The following is a 14,824-nucleotide window of genomic DNA, read 5'->3' as shown; positions in this document are numbered from 1 at the left end:
GGCCGCGCCCCCGTCATACGGATATTGCCCGGTAACCAACATAATCCCGTCCGCGTGGGCCTGGTTGATCATATCGATGATGTCCGTAGCCAGGCCCTTGTTGCGGAGGCCCGCCGCCCGTATGGCTTGCAGCACGATGGGGACCTCCGCCCTTCGGCCAATGTCGATAATCTCAGCGACCGATTCAGCCGGGGCACGGACAGGATGGCGCATAAAGTGGGAGTTGAATATCCCGTCAAACGACGCCACTTCCTTGGCCAGGGCTACTAACTCATCCGCATCGCTGTATCGGGCGGGCACTACCAATAGTGGTGTGGACAGGCCGAGCGCGCCCAACGTCATCCCTTCGCGCACCAGGGCTTTCATCTCATCCAGCTCTTCCCCGGTTGGCAATCGGGGCGCCATACCCATGACTTGCTTGCGGATGGCGATGTGCCCTACAAAAAAGGCCACGTTCACCCCCAGCCCACTACCACTTGTGAAGATATCCTGGAACTTCCTGATAGTGGATGGTGCCAATTGTCCACTCTCCCCCCAGACCAGGGTCGTTACCCCCTGGTGAAAAGCCGGGGCGATCAAGCGGTCATCCGGATAAGTGGTAATCGACATATCCGCGTAATCGAGATACGCCATATCGATGAGATTGGCCGAATCAATAAAGCCTGGCGCAACAATATGGCCGGAGGCATCGATTATTGTTTTAGCCGTGTCCTGCGGTATTTGGCCGACGAATGCAATTCTTCCGTCTCTGACCCCGACATCAGCTGTGTAGCCCGGACTGCCGGAACCATCGACAACATTGCCTGAGCGGATGAGAATGTCGTAGTCGTAAGAACCTTCCTGCGCAGCAACAAGCGTAGAAATCGAGCTGGTAACCACAGCCACTGCAATGGATAACACAAGACTGATCTTCATGTTCTGGTTACCATTGAAAATCACTCTTTTTTATGTCGGTTGTACACCACTATACCTTGGCTTTGGCATCGATGCACTGATAGGCAACGTGATGTATCTGGTCAATCTTTAGGTCGGCCTCGAAGGGCTACACCTGGCCGAGAGTCGCACAAGACCAGTCCATTGGACTACCCGTGGTGCATGGCGATTCCCAGCCTGTTCCATGAGCATAGGAAGCATCACCGTGAGCAACCAGCGATATGCGCCGGAATTCGAAGACGAAGCCGTTTACCAGGTGCTGGAGCGTGGCTATCCTGTCGCTGATGTCAGCGAGCGGCTGGGGGTATCTGCCCACAGCCTGCACCAGTGGGTCAAGGTGGCAGAGCCCGATAAATCAGATGAGTTGAATGCAGACCTCGAGGAAGCCGAACGGAAGATCCTGAAGTTACGCGCGGACTTGCTCCGCGCTGAAGATGGGCACTGAGGGTACGACTGCGCCGAGCACAGTAGCCGCTGATTGCGATGGTATGTATTTCACCGAGGCTGTGGCCTCCGTTACCAGACATTGCGATGCGGCACGCTAACGCGCCCCGGCCGGAATGTCGGACCATAAGCCCGGCCCCATACTCGCCAATACCATCAACAATCCATTCACAGCAGCTGCTTTCGTTCAAACCAACGGGCTCAGGCTTGGGGATACAGAATCGCAGGCAGGCTCTTGAGCGCATTCAGCCGTGCTTCGTTCCAGGGGTGCTCATAGCTGATACGCAGGCAGTTTTTAAACTGTCCTGTAACTGAAAATAGCGGCCCGGGGGCGATTACGATTCCTTTCTTCAAGGCCCTGGTATATGCAGCCATCGCGTCGACAGAAGCAGCAAGTTCCACCCAAACCGTCAAGCCACCATTGGGACAGCTGACGCGCACCTCGCCCGGCCACTTGCGCAACGCGGAGCGCAGGCCGTCACGCCGCTCCCGGAGCAGGCTGCGCTGTCTCCGCAAGTGTGCCGCAAAGCCGCCATCGCTCATAAACTCGGCGACACCCCTCTGGAGATAGCGACTGGTCGCCAGCTGGGTCACGAGCTTCAACTGCAGGATTCGCGCGTGCCAGCGCGCGCCAGAGATCCAGCCCAGCCTGATATCGCGAGACAGGGATTTGGAAAACGAGCTGCAGAGAATGACTCGATTTTGCGTGTCCAGTGCCTTGAGGGGATCCGGCGTGGCCCCATGAGCTGTGTCCGCATATATATCGTCCTCGATGATTGCCAGGTCATATTGATCGGCGAGAGCCAGAATCCGCTGTTTGGTTTCATCAGGCATCAGCGCTCCGCCCGGCGTCGCGAAAGACGGCGACAAGACACAAGCACGTATTTTCCAGCGCTTGAGCACCTCCTCCAGGCTATCGACATCCATTCCAGTCACGATCGACGTGGGCACCTCAACAACTCTGAGACCGAGCTGCTCCAATAACTGTAGAACACCGTAAAACCCTGGCGACTCGACAGCAACGACATCGCCTTTGTCACAGCATGCGAGCAGCGCAAGAAATAGCGCGTGCTGACAACCGGATGTGATACACAGCTGATCCAGGACGGGATGCCAGCCGCGCCGCGCATTGTGCAGGGCCAGTTGCTCGCGCAGGTAGAGATCTCCTGCTGGCTCATCGTAATAGTGGTAGTCCTCCCTGCGCTGGCGACGCAGGGACCTTCCAATTGCACGGTTAAGTGACATGATGCCGGGGGACAGCTCGCCCGTGTGTGACCCCGGCAGCAAGTCAAAAGCCCCGCTCCTTCGCATAATGTCCTGCAAGACATCGCTGACGGTAACTAAACGCGGCGCAGAAATCAGGCCGCGGCCTGTCGGCTGAGGCTCGCTCTTTGGGGGCAACGCGACGAAGTACCCCACTTTGGGTCGACTCTCCACCAGACCTTGAGCTTCCAGGCGCTGCAAGGCGTGCTGGACCGTGGCGCGAGAAAGCTGCTGCTCCTGACACAGGGTCCTGATCGAAGGCAAGCGGTCTCCCAGCGCCCAGCGCTGTTGCTCAATACCCTTGGCGAGCCACCTTTCAAGCCGCTGGTAAAGATGCTCAGATTCCATCAGCATGCCCGCCAGAATACACAACTGTGCCTATTAATTTTCGTTTCACTGTCCCTGATACTATACAGCGCCCTGGACTACTCTTCCCCTGATATTTCCCGGCAGACCCGCTGCTATGGAACTGGTGAACATGACAGGATGGATAGACTCACAATGTTGGTACGGCAAAAAAATGAAGGACTGACGATCTGGCAGGTCCTGGGCAGTGTCCTTGCATCATTCTTTGGCGTACAAAGCTCCAGGAACCGCGCGCGAGACTTCAACTCCGGCAAGGCGAAGGATTTCATCATAGTCGGCCTTGCGCTGACGGCAGTGTGCTGTTTCACGCTGTTCGTTGTGGTATCGATGGTGATACATCTCAATGCCTGAGCAAGACAGTCTGAAAACCGTGGCCAAAATCAGCGCGACAGGAAAAAGACCGCGCGACTTTGTCTACGTGGATGAATTCTGGCGCGCCGATGAATGCTGGCCACACTACTTTTTCAATGACCAGCTGTGGGTCTACGTCGACAGCTATAACGCCGAACTGGTTGGCGATGAAGATTATTGCAGAATCATCATCGATGCCGGAAAGAACTACAGGTGGCGGTATCAACGCGATCTGCAGGAGCGAGAAAACGTTTTCGACGTCCTGCAGAACATTGTGCGACCTGTTTCAGAAAATCAGCTCAAGAGCCTGGGGTTCACCTTAGACAAGTAACAATTTTTGGACTCTCCGCGATCCATGAAGAGTGCCCGCGACCCAAGCCCATAACCGTCTTCGCCAGGGCGCCGGGCAAAACGCCCAGTCCAACACCACATGCTGGACGCGACACCTCAAACCCTGTAGTTTCAAATTGATTGGCGACTTCGGATTGCCAACAGCTTGTTGCCGGCCACAGCCATCGGAAAGACCACCAGAGTCGGCAATAACCACAACCAAAAAGACTAGCGACCACACTTGGGGAAGAATATGCGAACTCCGTTCTGGGTAGCCGGCGTGTTACTGTCGGCCATAAGCACTGTGTCTAGCGCCGATACCATCAACAGCGACCTGTCCGTCAGAGGCAGCATGTGTGTCGGAGCGGCCTGCACGGATCCGGAGGACTTCGACTTTGACACTCTCCGCCTGAGGGCAGACAACCCGCTTATCAAACTGATCGATACCAGTAACTCCGCGTCGTTCCCTACCAACGACTGGAGCCTCGGCATCACCGATGACGGCGTCCCCGGCCCGACGCGATTCCTGATCCGGGACGAGACCGGTGGACAGGATGCGCTCGTCCTGGACCCTGACGCCGGTGGGGCGGTAAGCCTGGGCGTCGGCTCCACGCCGGTCGATGGTGCGATTTCCGTGGGATCCTCCGGCGCCGAGCGCCGCGTGGTGCACGTCGCCGATGGTATCGCGGACACCGATGCTGCTACCGCCGGGCAGCTCAGTGCAGCCGAAGCCCGCATAGCCAGCGATTTCGCGGCTGAGCTGGCCGCTGACAAGGCCGCGCTCGACGCTGAGATTGCGCTGTTGCAGTCCGAGATCAGCGCGCTCAGTACCCGACTGGATGGATTTGTCACGCTGCTGGGCCTCGAGTGATGGCTTCTCTACTGACGCCGCTCCGACGCAGATTCCTCCTGCGGAAACCCCATCGCGCCATGGCGACGGCGCTGGGGTTCCTGACTTCCCTGACGGCAGGCGCCGCGATCATCAATGACGATGTGCTGGTGCAGGGGCCTGCCTGCGTGGGTTTTGATTGCCCAACAGCGGATGCCCTTGCCCTCCCGGATGACTTGTTCAGCCTGCGAGAGAACAATCTTCGCATTCTATTCTTTCAGGATTCAGCGCCGCAAGAATTGGGAAAGGTCTGGAATCTCCGGGCAAACTCGACCTCCAACTACGGGGCATCGTACTTTCGCCTCGAGTTGAAATCACTGACGAAAGACAATGTACTGATAAGCGATGGCACCGAGCCGCGCTACGATTGCTCAGAGCCCTTTGACCTTGGTTTCCCCGATCAGCAACCACCGCTGGACGGGGTACACCCGCCCGGCGAGGTCGTTCTCATACCGGGACTAAACCCTGACTCGACAGGGCCTGGCGATCTCTATGCCTGTCTGCCGCGCGAAGATTACACCCGCCGCGCCCTGCTCACCATGGAGCCAGAAGGAGCTGTCACACTCGGCTACGGCAGTGTGCGCGAGGCTGGCCATGTTTCCGTGGGCGACACGGGCGCTGAGCGCCAAATCAAACATGTCGCCGACGGGCAGGCCGCCACGGACTTGCTGACCGTGGGTCAGGTCAATGACCTGTCGACACTGGCCGACAAACAGGCTGAACTCGATGCCCTGCGCAGCCAGCTGGCTGCGCTGACGGCGGTGATGGAAAGCCTCGAACAGGCCGACCAGGACGGCGATGGCGTAGCCAATATCGATGATCCCTTCCCCAACGCCAGGGAATCGCTGCCGGCAGATGGCATCGTGATTGGTATTGTTCCCGATACGGCTGCCTCAAGCTGCACACTCGCAACAGGCAGCGCGGTAGCCGCGGCGTCCCTGCCGGCGCCACCCGAGGGCGTGCTGGCGTATGCTACTGCGGCATCGTTCAGCTTGAGCGGCTGCGACATCGGCGAAACGGTCACGGTCACTATCGATTTGGGAGAAGCGCCTCCACGGAACGCCGTGGCTTACAAGATCGGCGAGAGCTGGGTGCCGTTGACCGGCGCCACGATCACCGGCTCGATTCTGAGCTACAGGCTGCAGGACGGTGGCCCCTTCGATGCAGACGGTGTTGCCGACGGCAATATCTCTGACCCGGTAGGGATCGCGTTCCCTCCCCCTGGCATCCCGACCATGAGCAGCCTGGCGCTGGCCTGCCTGACGCTGCTGATGAGCCTGATCGCCTTCGCCAAGGTGCGCGGCAGAAGGCCTGTCTAGTCCACGGTGGGGGCACCCGCCCCCGCCTCCGGCATCTGCAGCAATTCAAGGTAGAGCGGAAATTCCGGATTCTCCAAATAGGCGAACACGGTGTCGGCGTTCCAGCGCTTGTACCAGTAAGGGGTATAACCCACGGTGGCGAGCTGTCTGATCCAGGCGTCGGTATCCGCCACCCGGTAGCGCAGGTGATGCATCCCCTCGCGACCTGACTGGACGAACTCGCTGTGAGGGCTCGCGCCGTCCAGCCACTGGATCAACTCGATCTCGACGTCGCCGCTGCGGCCGAAGGCGATCTTGAGCTTCACATCCTCATTGCGGCCGCGGAACTCGGCGCCGTTTACCGAGCCGTCCAAGAACGTGAACGGGCCGAACACCGGGTCAAACTGTTGCACCCATGCATCCAGATCTTTAACCACGAAACCGATCTGGTCGATGGGCGGCAGGTCCAGTTGCTGCAATTGTGGGTCCTGAGTCATGACGATTACCTCTTGTGACAGGGGGCCCCACGATCTCCCGGAGAGACCGCTGCGCCCGACAGTGATAATGCAATTTTATTAAACTATTGAAGATCGATGACTATTGTAGGCCAAAGGACAGTACATTTTGTTGGAATATGCTGCAAGTTGGCTTTAATATAGTCTCATTAAATAAAGATAAGGGGAAGGTTGTGGACCCGGTCAGACAGCTGGTACAGGAACGCCCGGACTTTTTCGCCAACCGCCCGGCCCACCGGGAGGAGCCCATCCGGATCAATGACTTCATCTGGATGTCGCCCGGCCTTTCCGCCAGCTACATGCTGGTGACCAAGGCGGGACGCATTATCATCAACACCGGCATGGGCTTCGAGGCCCCCGTGCACAAGCGCGCCTTCGACAGCGTCTGCTCCGGTCCCACCCCCTACATTCTCCTCACCCAGGGGCATGTGGACCACGTCGGCGGGGTACAGCTGTTCCGGGAATCGGGCACCCAGCTGATCGCCCAGGCCAACAACGGTGTCTGCCAGCGCGATGACGAGCGGATCCGCGATGTGCGCACCCGACAGGCCCACATCTGGTTCAGGGAGGTATTTGAAGCCAGCGCGAAACTGGCTGCACAGTATCCCGGGGCAATCACCCAGGACATACCCGTACCTGACCTGGTGTTCGAGGACTGCCACCGCTTCGAGCTGGGCGGACTGGAGATCGAGTTGTATGCGGTACCCGGAGGAGAAACAGTAGACAGCTGCGCGATCTGGCTGCCGCAGCACAGGATTCTTTTCTCCGGCAACATGTTTGGCCCGCTGTTTCCACATTTTCCCAACTTCAACACCATTCGCGGCGACAAATACCGGTTTATGGAACCCTACCTGGATTCTCTCCGCCGGGTGCGTGCCCTGGAGCCTGCCATGCTGCTCACTGGTCGCTTCGACCCGATCATCGGCAGCGAGCTGATCCGCCAGTGCCTGGACCGCCTTGAGGGGGCCGTGGACCACGTGCATCGCACAACCCTGGATGGCATGAACGCGGGCAAGGATATCTGGACCCTGATGCGCGAAGTCCAGCTGCCCGAGGAACTCTATGTCGGACAGGGCTACGGCCGGGTGGCCTGGGCGGTGCGCACGCTCTGGGAGTCCTACATGGGCTGGTTCAAGGCCCAGGCGACCAGTGAGCTTTATCCGACGCAGCCGGCGGCTATCTACGGAGACCTGGTCGAGCTGGCAGGGGTGGCTGCGGTGGTGGCCCGTGGTCGCGAACGCCTGGAGAGTGGCGACCCGGAGGGTGCGGAGTTGCTCGCCGAGGCAGCGCTGGCGCACGACCCCCGGTACCACGATGCCCTGGAGCTTGCCCTGGACTGCCACCACGCGCTGCTGGAACGCTCGGGCGCCGGGAACTTCTGGGAAACCGGCTGGCTGCGCACCCGCATTGCCGAGCTACAGCAGCAGCTGCAGGGCTGACAGCCAGAGTCATGGGCAGAACCGGAGAACACCAGCGTCTCACCCCACGCAGTGCGGCGACCCGGGCGCGGCTGGTCAGTGTCGCCGAACGCCTGTTCGCCGAGCGCGGGGTGGAGGGCGTACCCCTCAGCGACATCAACAAGGCGTCCGGTCAGCGCAACGCCAATGCCTGCCAGTACCACTTCGGTGGCCGGGAGGGTTTGCTGCAGGCGATTATCGACAAGCACGTGCCCGGGATTGCCGCCCGTCGCGGCGAATTACTGGACGAGCTGGAGGCCCGGGGCCAGATCACCCTGGAGGGGCTGGTGGATGCGTGGCTGCAGCCGGTGGTGGAGAAACTCCAGGACCCGGATGGCGGCCGGGAATTTATCCGGGTCAATGCGCAGCTGACCGCACAGCATATGCTGTCCCTGCTGAAACCGGGCCAGGGCGCACTGCATGCACCCGGCGCTGCGCGCCTGATCAGCGGCTGGAACCAGGTGCTCGACGCTCTGCCCGCTGCCGTGCGACAACAGCGCCTGCACCTGGCCTCGATCCTGGTCTTCCATGGCCTGGCGGACCACTCGCGGCTGCAGGAACAGCTGGGCGATGATGACCCGGCACACAACACCGGGCTGTTCGTCGCGACCCTGCGCGACAGCATCATCGCCATGCTCGAACAACCTGCCTCTGCTCACTGCCTGAGTACCGCCGCGCTCGTCACCCACACGGCGCCATGAGACCCGGCAGGTCAGGAGCGCCACGCGGCAATGATCAATTTCAATGAACCCAGGACTCACCGACATCGAACCAACAGGAGCAACTCATGCACGCATTGAATCTCCCGGGCACCGAACTCAAGGTCAGCCAGCTGTGCCTGGGCACCAACCAATTCGGCACCAGCCTGGATGATGAGGCGGCCGCCGGGATTCTGGACGCCTTTGCGGCACTGGGCGGCAATTTCATCGATACCGCGCGCTCCTATGGCGACTGGATTCCCGACGTATCGCGCGGCGCCAGTGAACACTGTCTGGGGCGACTGCTGCAACAGCGAGATCGCAGCCAGTGGATCGTCGCCACCAAGGGCTGCGAATTCGACTACCGCGCCGGCGATTTCGCCCTGCGAGTTACCCCGGGGCTGCTGCAGAGAGACCTGGAAGCCAGCCTGGAGGCGCTGCAACTGGAACAGATTGACCTGTACTGGCTACACCGGGATGACCCCGCGCGCCCGATCGCGACCATTGTCGACGCACTGATCGCCGCCCAGCAGGCCGGCACCATTCGTTATTTTGGTTGCTCCAACTGGAGCCCGGAGCGTATCCGCGAGGCCCAGGCCTACGCCCGCAGTATCGGCCACGGCGGCTTTGCCGCCTGCCAACCCATGTGGGGCCTGGCGGAACCGGACCGTGCAAGCATGCAGATGTACTCCCCGGGGGGCTATTATGACGATGGCTACTCGCCGCTGCACACGGCGGGAATAACCATGATTCCCTATTCCAGCCAGAGCCGGGGCTTCTTCCACAAACTGGCAAGCGCTGGCGAGGACGGTCTCCCGGACGACCTGAGCGCACTCTACCTCAACGATGCCAACCGGCGCCGGCTACCGGTGCTGGAAGCGCTCGCGAGGCAGCACGGGGCCACCATCAACCAGATAGCGCTGGCCTACCTGCGCTGCCAGCCACACACCACCGTGCCCATCATCGGCGCCAGTCGCCCCGGGCAGCTGACAGACTCCGACGCGGCCTGTGCCCTGCACCTGACCGCCAACGAACTGGCGGCGCTGCACCAGGCCTGATGCGGGCAATTCGCATGGCCCGGCAGTCCTACGACTACATCATTGTCGGCGGCGGTTCCGCCGGCTGCGTACTGGCTGCGCGCCTGACCGAGGACCCCGCGATCAAGGTGCTGCTGCTGGAAGCCGGGGGCCGGGACTGGAGCCCGCTGCTGCGAGCGCCGGGGGCCCTGCTGCCCATTATGCTGTCCGGCGCCTGGGCCTGGCCCTACGTCTCGCAGCCCCAGTGCCACCTGGAGAACCGCTCGCTCTACACCCCGCGCGGCAAGGTGCTGGGCGGGTCCAGTTCCATCAACGGCATGGTCTACGACCGCGGCGTACCCTCGGACTATGACGGCTGGGCGGCCGGCGGCAATCCCGGCTGGTCCTGGCCCGAAGTGCTGCCCTATTTTCTGCGCGCGGAAACCTACCATCCTGACAACAGCGCCCTGCACGGCCACGATGGCCCCGTCCAGGTAACCCGCACCGGCCTGCGCCACCCTTTTGCCCGGGCGTTTGTCGCCGCAGGACTGGAGGCGGGCCACCCTTGCAATGAAGACACTAACGGCACAGCCCGGGAAGGTTTCGGCCCCGCGGATATCACGGTTGGCAACGGCATTCGCAGCAGCGCCAGCCGCGCCTACCTCGCTCCGGCCCGCAACCGGCGCAACCTCACGGTACTCACCGGCGCCCTGGTGCAGCGTGTGTTGATCGAGCAGCGCCGTGCAGTGGGCGTGGAGTTGCGCCGGGGCGGACAGTGCTTGAGCTACACCGCGACACGAGAGGTGATCCTGAGTGCCGGGGCCATCGCCTCGCCGCAATTGTTGATGCTGTCCGGTATTGGTCCCGCCGGGCATCTGCGGGACCACGGCATTGACCCGGTGCTGGATCTGCCCGGCGTGGGGCAGAACCTGCAGGACCACCTGGCGGCCACGGTGAAGTTCACCTCGCCCGCAAAGATCTCCCTGTTCAAGTACCTCAACCCCCTGCACGGTGCGCTGGCGCTGGCCCGTTATACGCTGCTGCGCAGCGGTCCGCTGGCGGACCCGGGCATGGAGGCGGTGGCCTACCTGAAGTCGGACGCCGATCTGGCCGAGCCTGACCTGAAGTTTCTGCTGTTGCTGGCACTCTATCGCAACCACGGCCGGGAACTGATCCCCCAGCACGGGTTCGGTGTACATATCAATGTCGTAAAACCGGAGAGCACGGGGGAGTTGCGCCTGGCCAGTGCCGACCCCGCGGCAGCGCCGCTGATCAACCAGAACTACCTTGCCAGCGACCGGGATCGCCGGGTACTGCGCCGGGGGATTCGCCTGGCGCGGGAGGTGTTTCGGCAACCAGCCTTCGATCGCTGGCGCGGCGAAGAGCTCGACCCTGGCGTTCAGGTGCAGAGCGACGAGGAGATAGACCGCTATATTCGCCAACAGGCGGATGCCGACTACCACGCCTGCGGCACCTGCCGGATGGGCAACGATGAACGCGCAGTGGTGGACGCTGAGCTGAGACTGCGCGGCATCAATGGCCTGCGCGTCGTGGACGCCTCAGTGATGCCACGACTGGTCAGCGGCAACACCAATATGCCAGTGATTATGGTGGCGGAGAAGGCGTCTGACCTTATCGCCGGCAGGGAATCTCTGCCGCCGCAGCATGGCAGCGATCAATAATCCCGCCTGGCTCTCCGGCAGCGCCGCCTGCCTGACTCGGCGGAATACCCAACTAACCCGGCCTTGCCATCCATCAGGAGATCTACCATGTACGACGACCTCAGGAACCGCGTTGCCATCATCACCGGTGCGGGCAGCGGTATCGGCAGAGCCTGCGCTCTGCGACTCAGCCAGGAAGGCTGCCGGCTGGTGCTCAATGACATAGACGCCATCAGTCTGGAGGCGACCCGCGCGCTGCTGTTGGCACCGGATCTGGCTGTCGGGCTGGTGGCGGATATCGGTGCGCCGGAGACCGCGGACGGGCTCTCGGCGCTGGCGCTGGAGTCCTTCGGTGAACTGCACATCTGGGTCAACAATGCCGCGCTGGTTCGTTGGGGACCGGTGGCAGACTGCCGCAATGACGACTGGGACGCGGTTTTCCGGGTGACGCTGGATGGGGCTTTCTTCGGTATCCGCAGCGCCATCAGTGCCATGCGCCGGAATCAGGACCCAGACCGCGGCTGCATTATCAACATTGCCTCTGGCGCCGCCCTCGCCGGAGAGGAGGGGCTGGGCGCCTACGGCGCGGCCAAGGCTGCCCTGGTCAACCTGACCCGCACCACCGCCGTGGAGCACGCGAAGGAGGGTATTCGCTGCAATGTGATCCTGCCAGGCCCCATCGCCACGCCCGGCATGCTGGCGGCCGCCACACAGGCAGCCGGAAGAGATCGCCAACGCGATTTGTTTCCTGGCGTCATCCCAGGCCAGCTACATCAACGGCGCCAGCCTGAGCGTGGACGGAGGGGTCTCCGCCCGGACCAACTCCCCCCGCTTCAGCCAGACTGCTGCTGGATGAAGTCATCCAGCACCTGGTACAGGTACTGGCAGTCCTCGGTGGTCATGGTGGGATGGCAGGGCAGCATGAGGCCATGGCGCATGACCCGCTCCGCGTTGGGGTAGCCTGCGGGATCCAGGCGGTAGTTCACCTCCTTCATCATCGGCTGCAGGGCCACATGGCCGGAGAATATCACCCGGGTGAAGATACCCGCTTCCTCCAGGTGCACCTGCAGCTTGCGGCGGCTCCAGCCCAGCTCCGGGCGCAGCATCACCGGGTAGCAGATCCAGGTGGTGAAGACCTCGTCGGACACGCGCGGCATGATGAAGTAGTCGCTGCGGCTGTCCATGTACTCGTCGTGCAGGCGGAAGCGTTCCTGGCGCAGCCGGGTGAACTCGTCCAGCTTGTTCAGCTGCTCGTGACCGAAGGCGGCGCCGGCCTCGTTGGGAATGAAGCCATAGCCCAGCTCCTCAAAGATGAACATGCCGTCGTACTCGATATCACCCAGGTCTTCCAGGAAACGGCCGTCGCTGTCTTTCTGCCGGGAACCGTACAGGTACTTTTCCGAAGAGCGACCCCAGGCGCGCAGCATCAGTCCGCGATCCCACAGGGCCGGGTCGTTGACCGCGACCAGACCGCCGTTGCCGAGGCAGGTAATGATGTGAAAGATGGAGAAGCTGGTGATACTGATATCACTGCGAGTGCCCGCCGGGGTACCGCGAAAAGTGCCACCCAGGGTGTCGGCGCTGTCCTCGATGATCTTCAGGCCGTGTTTGTCGGCGATGGCCCGAAGCCGGTCCCAGTCAGGCATGCCGCCGACCAGGTCGGGCACCAGCATGGCCCTGGTCTTCGCAGTAATCAGCGGCTCGATGCGGTCGATATCGATCTGGTAGGTGTCGGGCTCCACATCCACCAGCACCGGTATATGGCCGTTGAGGACGATGCTGGAGATGTCGGTGCCAAAGGTCAGGGTCGGGGTCAGAATCTCGGAGCCGGGCGGCAGGTCCAGCAGGCGCACCGCCAGCAACAGCGCCGAGCTGCCGGAGTTGACCATTACTCCGTATTCCTTGCCCAGCAGTTTGGCGCAGCGACTCTCGAAGCTCGAGGTCTGACCGGCGACTACCATGCTGGTCTCCATCACTTTTACCACGGCGTCGATTTCCTTCCGGTCCAGCATGGCGCCGCCGTAGCGGATTTCTCTCGGGGGTATTCTCATATTGGTTCCTCGGCTTATAGTCAGAGCGATAGCTGTACTGAATACAATCGCAGCCGAGGAAGCCGTCGCCAAGGGATCGAGCACGAAACCCGGCCAGGGGACATTATTTTGCACTCCGACCAGATCAGTGTGCCGGGAATCCCGGCGACGGCGCCTGCTCCTGGCTTCATGCTTGCGCCAGAAGCAGGCCGTCGTCTGGATCGAAACGCGCTGTGCGCAACCGCGCCACCAGCCACTTGAGGCCCTTGCCCATCGCCCGACGGCGCCAGGCTACCGCGATGTCAGTGGCAGCCCTGGGGGTTTCCAGCGTCAGCAGCCGCAAACATCCTTCATTCAGCTGTCGCAAGATGCGATGGCGAGGCAGGTAGCCTACACCCAGCCCGCGGCACTGGGCCTCGATTTTCTGTTCAATCGACGCCACCACCAGCCTGCTGCGACCATCCAGCAGGCCGGAGGAACGCCCGGGAAGATGCCGCGAACTGTCCGCGACCACAACCGTCGGGTAGTCGGCCACGGCCCGCTCCGGAACGGGCTGTGGCAGCAAGGCGAGAGGATGATCACGCGCCACCGCGAATTCAAACACCACTTGCCCCAGCGGATGCAGGCCGAAGCCCGGCCCCGGGGGCGCACCCGCGGCACCGATCACCAGATCACAGCGGCCGTCATTCAGCGCATCCCAGGTTCCCCCAAGGACTTCTTCCACCAGGCGAATCTCCGTTCTCGGCTGTACACGCTGGAACTCCTCGACCACGGCAAACACAACGCCCGGGGAGAGCACGCTGTCGATACCGATGCGCAGCATCGTCTCCCAGCCCTCCGCCGCCTGCCGCGCCAGGGCGCCCAGTTCGTCCGCCGCCAGCAGGATCCGGCGCCCGTGCTCCAGCACAAGTCGGCCAACCGGGGTGAGTTCCGCCCGCCGCCGGCTGCGATCAAACAGTGCCACGCCCAGGTCCTGCTCCAGCTTGTTTACCGTGTAGGACACAGCGGAGGGCACTCTGAACAGTTCCTCTGCGGCAGCGGCGAAGCTGTGTCGCCGGTCGATTGCGTCGAGTACCCGTAGCGCATCCAGAGTCAGGGCTGGAATCATTGGTCAGTAAATTTGATCATTTAAGTCAAAAATCTCCGTTATTAAAAACTAAATCCAGAGAATATAGTAATCACAACAAACAACCAAGCTGACTATTTCAAGGAGAACTACCATGAATAACACCGTCGTGAACCGTATCCTGGCCACTGACAACAGTTTCGCAGGCCTGGCTCTGCGCATCCCTGCCGGCATTATTTTCACCGCCCATGGCGCCCAGAAGCTCTTCGGCAGCTTCGGAGGTTACGGCCTGGAAGGTACTGGCCAGTGGATGGCATCCATTGGCCTCGAGCCCGGCTACCTGATGGCACTGGGCGCCGGCAGTGCCGAGTTCTTTGGCGGCATCGCCCTGCTGCTGGGCTTACTGACCCGCCCTGCCGCGCTGGTCCTGGCGGTCACCATGGTGGTGGCGATTCTGGCGGTGCACGCCGGCAACGGCCTGTTCCTGAGCTATAATGGTTACGAGTT

Annotated in this window: 14 protein-coding genes and 3 pseudogenes; 12 read left to right on the top strand and 5 right to left on the bottom strand. The window is 61.7% G+C overall.

The genetic code is table 11. From position 1 onward, the window contains the following. Window positions 1-915, bottom strand: a pseudogene (locus RJQ10_RS10510) (hypothetical protein); the annotation flags it as partial. A gap of 223 nt (window positions 916-1,138) precedes the next feature. Here RJQ10_RS10510 and RJQ10_RS10505 point away from each other — a divergent pair. Next, window positions 1,139-1,369: pseudogene (locus RJQ10_RS10505) on the top strand (transposase); the annotation flags it as partial. Between the two features lie 209 nt (window positions 1,370-1,578). Here RJQ10_RS10505 and RJQ10_RS10500 read toward each other — a convergent pair. Further along, window positions 1,579-2,988 (bottom strand): aminotransferase-like domain-containing protein, encoded by a 1,410-nt coding sequence (locus RJQ10_RS10500; protein ID WP_350146329.1) that lies wholly within the window; start codon window positions 2,986-2,988, stop codon window positions 1,579-1,581. Between the two features lie 153 nt (window positions 2,989-3,141). Between RJQ10_RS10500 and RJQ10_RS10495 the strand changes: the two genes are divergently transcribed. The 4 genes from RJQ10_RS10495 to RJQ10_RS10480 all read left to right on the top strand — a co-directional run bounded on the left by RJQ10_RS10495 (window position 3,142) and on the right by RJQ10_RS10480 (window position 5,895). Further along, complete coding sequence (locus RJQ10_RS10495) at window positions 3,142-3,357, top strand: DUF2970 domain-containing protein (RefSeq protein ID WP_350146327.1); 216 nt, start codon at window positions 3,142-3,144, stop codon at window positions 3,355-3,357. Continuing rightward, the gene (locus tag RJQ10_RS10490) at window positions 3,350-3,688 is read left to right on the top strand and encodes a hypothetical protein (RefSeq protein ID WP_350146326.1); all 339 of its coding nucleotides are present in this window, start codon (window positions 3,350-3,352) and stop codon (window positions 3,686-3,688) included. The genes RJQ10_RS10495 and RJQ10_RS10490 overlap by 8 nt, the downstream gene beginning before the upstream one ends. A 252-nt stretch (window positions 3,689-3,940) precedes the next feature. Next, window positions 3,941-4,558, top strand: a complete 618-nt coding sequence (locus RJQ10_RS10485; protein WP_350146324.1) for a hypothetical protein — start codon at window positions 3,941-3,943, stop codon at window positions 4,556-4,558. Window positions 4,559-4,617: 59 nt separating this feature from the next. After that, a complete protein-coding gene (locus RJQ10_RS10480) occupies window positions 4,618-5,895 on the top strand; it encodes a choice-of-anchor U domain-containing protein (protein ID WP_350146322.1) in 1,278 nt (425 codons plus the stop codon). On the opposite strand, the gene RJQ10_RS10475 is transcribed toward RJQ10_RS10480, so the two are convergent. Then, window positions 5,892-6,371, bottom strand: a complete 480-nt coding sequence (locus RJQ10_RS10475; RefSeq protein ID WP_350146320.1) for a VOC family protein — start codon at window positions 6,369-6,371, stop codon at window positions 5,892-5,894. The two genes, RJQ10_RS10480 and RJQ10_RS10475, sit on opposite strands and share 4 nt — an antisense overlap. A gap of 191 nt (window positions 6,372-6,562) precedes the next feature. Between RJQ10_RS10475 and RJQ10_RS10470 the strand changes: the two genes are divergently transcribed. The 6 genes and pseudogenes from RJQ10_RS10470 (at window position 6,563) to RJQ10_RS10445 (ending at window position 12,077) form a co-directional block, all read left to right on the top strand. Next, window positions 6,563-7,828 (top strand): alkyl sulfatase dimerization domain-containing protein, encoded by a 1,266-nt coding sequence (locus tag RJQ10_RS10470; protein ID WP_350146318.1) that lies wholly within the window; start codon window positions 6,563-6,565, stop codon window positions 7,826-7,828. Between the two features lie 11 nt (window positions 7,829-7,839). Beyond that, window positions 7,840-8,547, top strand: a complete 708-nt coding sequence (locus tag RJQ10_RS10465; RefSeq protein ID WP_350146316.1) for a TetR/AcrR family transcriptional regulator — start codon at window positions 7,840-7,842, stop codon at window positions 8,545-8,547. A gap of 86 nt (window positions 8,548-8,633) precedes the next feature. Continuing rightward, window positions 8,634-9,602 (top strand): aldo/keto reductase, encoded by a 969-nt coding sequence (locus RJQ10_RS10460; RefSeq protein WP_350146314.1) that lies wholly within the window; start codon window positions 8,634-8,636, stop codon window positions 9,600-9,602. Then, window positions 9,602-11,242 carry a GMC family oxidoreductase gene (locus tag RJQ10_RS10455; protein WP_350146312.1) on the top strand — a complete coding sequence of 547 codons (1,641 nt, stop codon included), beginning with the start codon at window positions 9,602-9,604 and terminating at the stop codon, window positions 11,240-11,242. Before RJQ10_RS10460 ends, RJQ10_RS10455 begins: the two co-directional genes overlap by 1 nt. A gap of 87 nt (window positions 11,243-11,329) precedes the next feature. After that, window positions 11,330-11,869: pseudogene (locus RJQ10_RS10450) on the top strand (SDR family NAD(P)-dependent oxidoreductase); the annotation flags it as partial. A gap of 79 nt (window positions 11,870-11,948) precedes the next feature. Beyond that, complete coding sequence (locus RJQ10_RS10445; RefSeq protein ID WP_350146333.1) at window positions 11,949-12,077, top strand: SDR family oxidoreductase; 129 nt, start codon at window positions 11,949-11,951, stop codon at window positions 12,075-12,077. Here RJQ10_RS10445 and RJQ10_RS10440 read toward each other — a convergent pair. Both RJQ10_RS10440 and RJQ10_RS10435 read right to left on the bottom strand, forming a co-directional pair. After that, window positions 12,055-13,272, bottom strand: a complete 1,218-nt coding sequence (locus RJQ10_RS10440; RefSeq protein ID WP_350146310.1) for a DegT/DnrJ/EryC1/StrS family aminotransferase — start codon at window positions 13,270-13,272, stop codon at window positions 12,055-12,057. The two genes, RJQ10_RS10445 and RJQ10_RS10440, sit on opposite strands and share 23 nt — an antisense overlap. Before the next feature lie 166 nt (window positions 13,273-13,438). After that, window positions 13,439-14,359 (bottom strand): LysR family transcriptional regulator, encoded by a 921-nt coding sequence (locus RJQ10_RS10435; RefSeq protein WP_350146308.1) that lies wholly within the window; start codon window positions 14,357-14,359, stop codon window positions 13,439-13,441. A gap of 112 nt (window positions 14,360-14,471) precedes the next feature. Between RJQ10_RS10435 and RJQ10_RS10430 the strand changes: the two genes are divergently transcribed. Continuing rightward, window positions 14,472-14,824 (top strand): DoxX family protein (locus tag RJQ10_RS10430; protein ID WP_350146306.1); only part of this gene is annotated, 353 nt, incomplete at its 3' end.

The sequence above is a fragment of the Haliea sp. genome, assembly GCF_040222615.1.
Classification (GTDB): Bacteria; Pseudomonadota; Gammaproteobacteria; order Pseudomonadales; family Halieaceae; genus Haliea.
The sequence above is the reverse complement of the archived record's forward strand: the minus strand, read 5'-3'. Positions and strand labels throughout refer to the sequence as shown.

Excerpts from the sequence above, each read along its gene's own strand:
- RJQ10_RS10500 (WP_350146329.1), bottom strand. The coding sequence starts at position 2,988 with ATGGAATCTGAGCATCTTTACCAGCGGCTTGAAAGGTGGCTCGCCAAG.
- RJQ10_RS10495 (WP_350146327.1), top strand. The coding sequence starts at position 3,142 with ATGTTGGTACGGCAAAAAAATGAAGGACTGACGATCTGGCAGGTCCTG.
- RJQ10_RS10490 (WP_350146326.1), top strand. The coding sequence starts at position 3,350 with ATGCCTGAGCAAGACAGTCTGAAAACCGTGGCCAAAATCAGCGCGACA.
- RJQ10_RS10485 (WP_350146324.1), top strand. The coding sequence starts at position 3,941 with ATGCGAACTCCGTTCTGGGTAGCCGGCGTGTTACTGTCGGCCATAAGC.
- RJQ10_RS10480 (WP_350146322.1), top strand. The coding sequence starts at position 4,618 with ATGGCGACGGCGCTGGGGTTCCTGACTTCCCTGACGGCAGGCGCCGCG.
- RJQ10_RS10475 (WP_350146320.1), bottom strand. The coding sequence starts at position 6,371 with ATGACTCAGGACCCACAATTGCAGCAACTGGACCTGCCGCCCATCGAC.
- RJQ10_RS10465 (WP_350146316.1), top strand. The coding sequence starts at position 7,840 with ATGGGCAGAACCGGAGAACACCAGCGTCTCACCCCACGCAGTGCGGCG.
- RJQ10_RS10460 (WP_350146314.1), top strand. The coding sequence starts at position 8,634 with ATGCACGCATTGAATCTCCCGGGCACCGAACTCAAGGTCAGCCAGCTG.
- RJQ10_RS10455 (WP_350146312.1), top strand. The coding sequence starts at position 9,602 with ATGCGGGCAATTCGCATGGCCCGGCAGTCCTACGACTACATCATTGTC.
- RJQ10_RS10440 (WP_350146310.1), bottom strand. The coding sequence starts at position 13,272 with ATGAGAATACCCCCGAGAGAAATCCGCTACGGCGGCGCCATGCTGGAC.
- RJQ10_RS10435 (WP_350146308.1), bottom strand. The coding sequence starts at position 14,359 with ATGATTCCAGCCCTGACTCTGGATGCGCTACGGGTACTCGACGCAATC.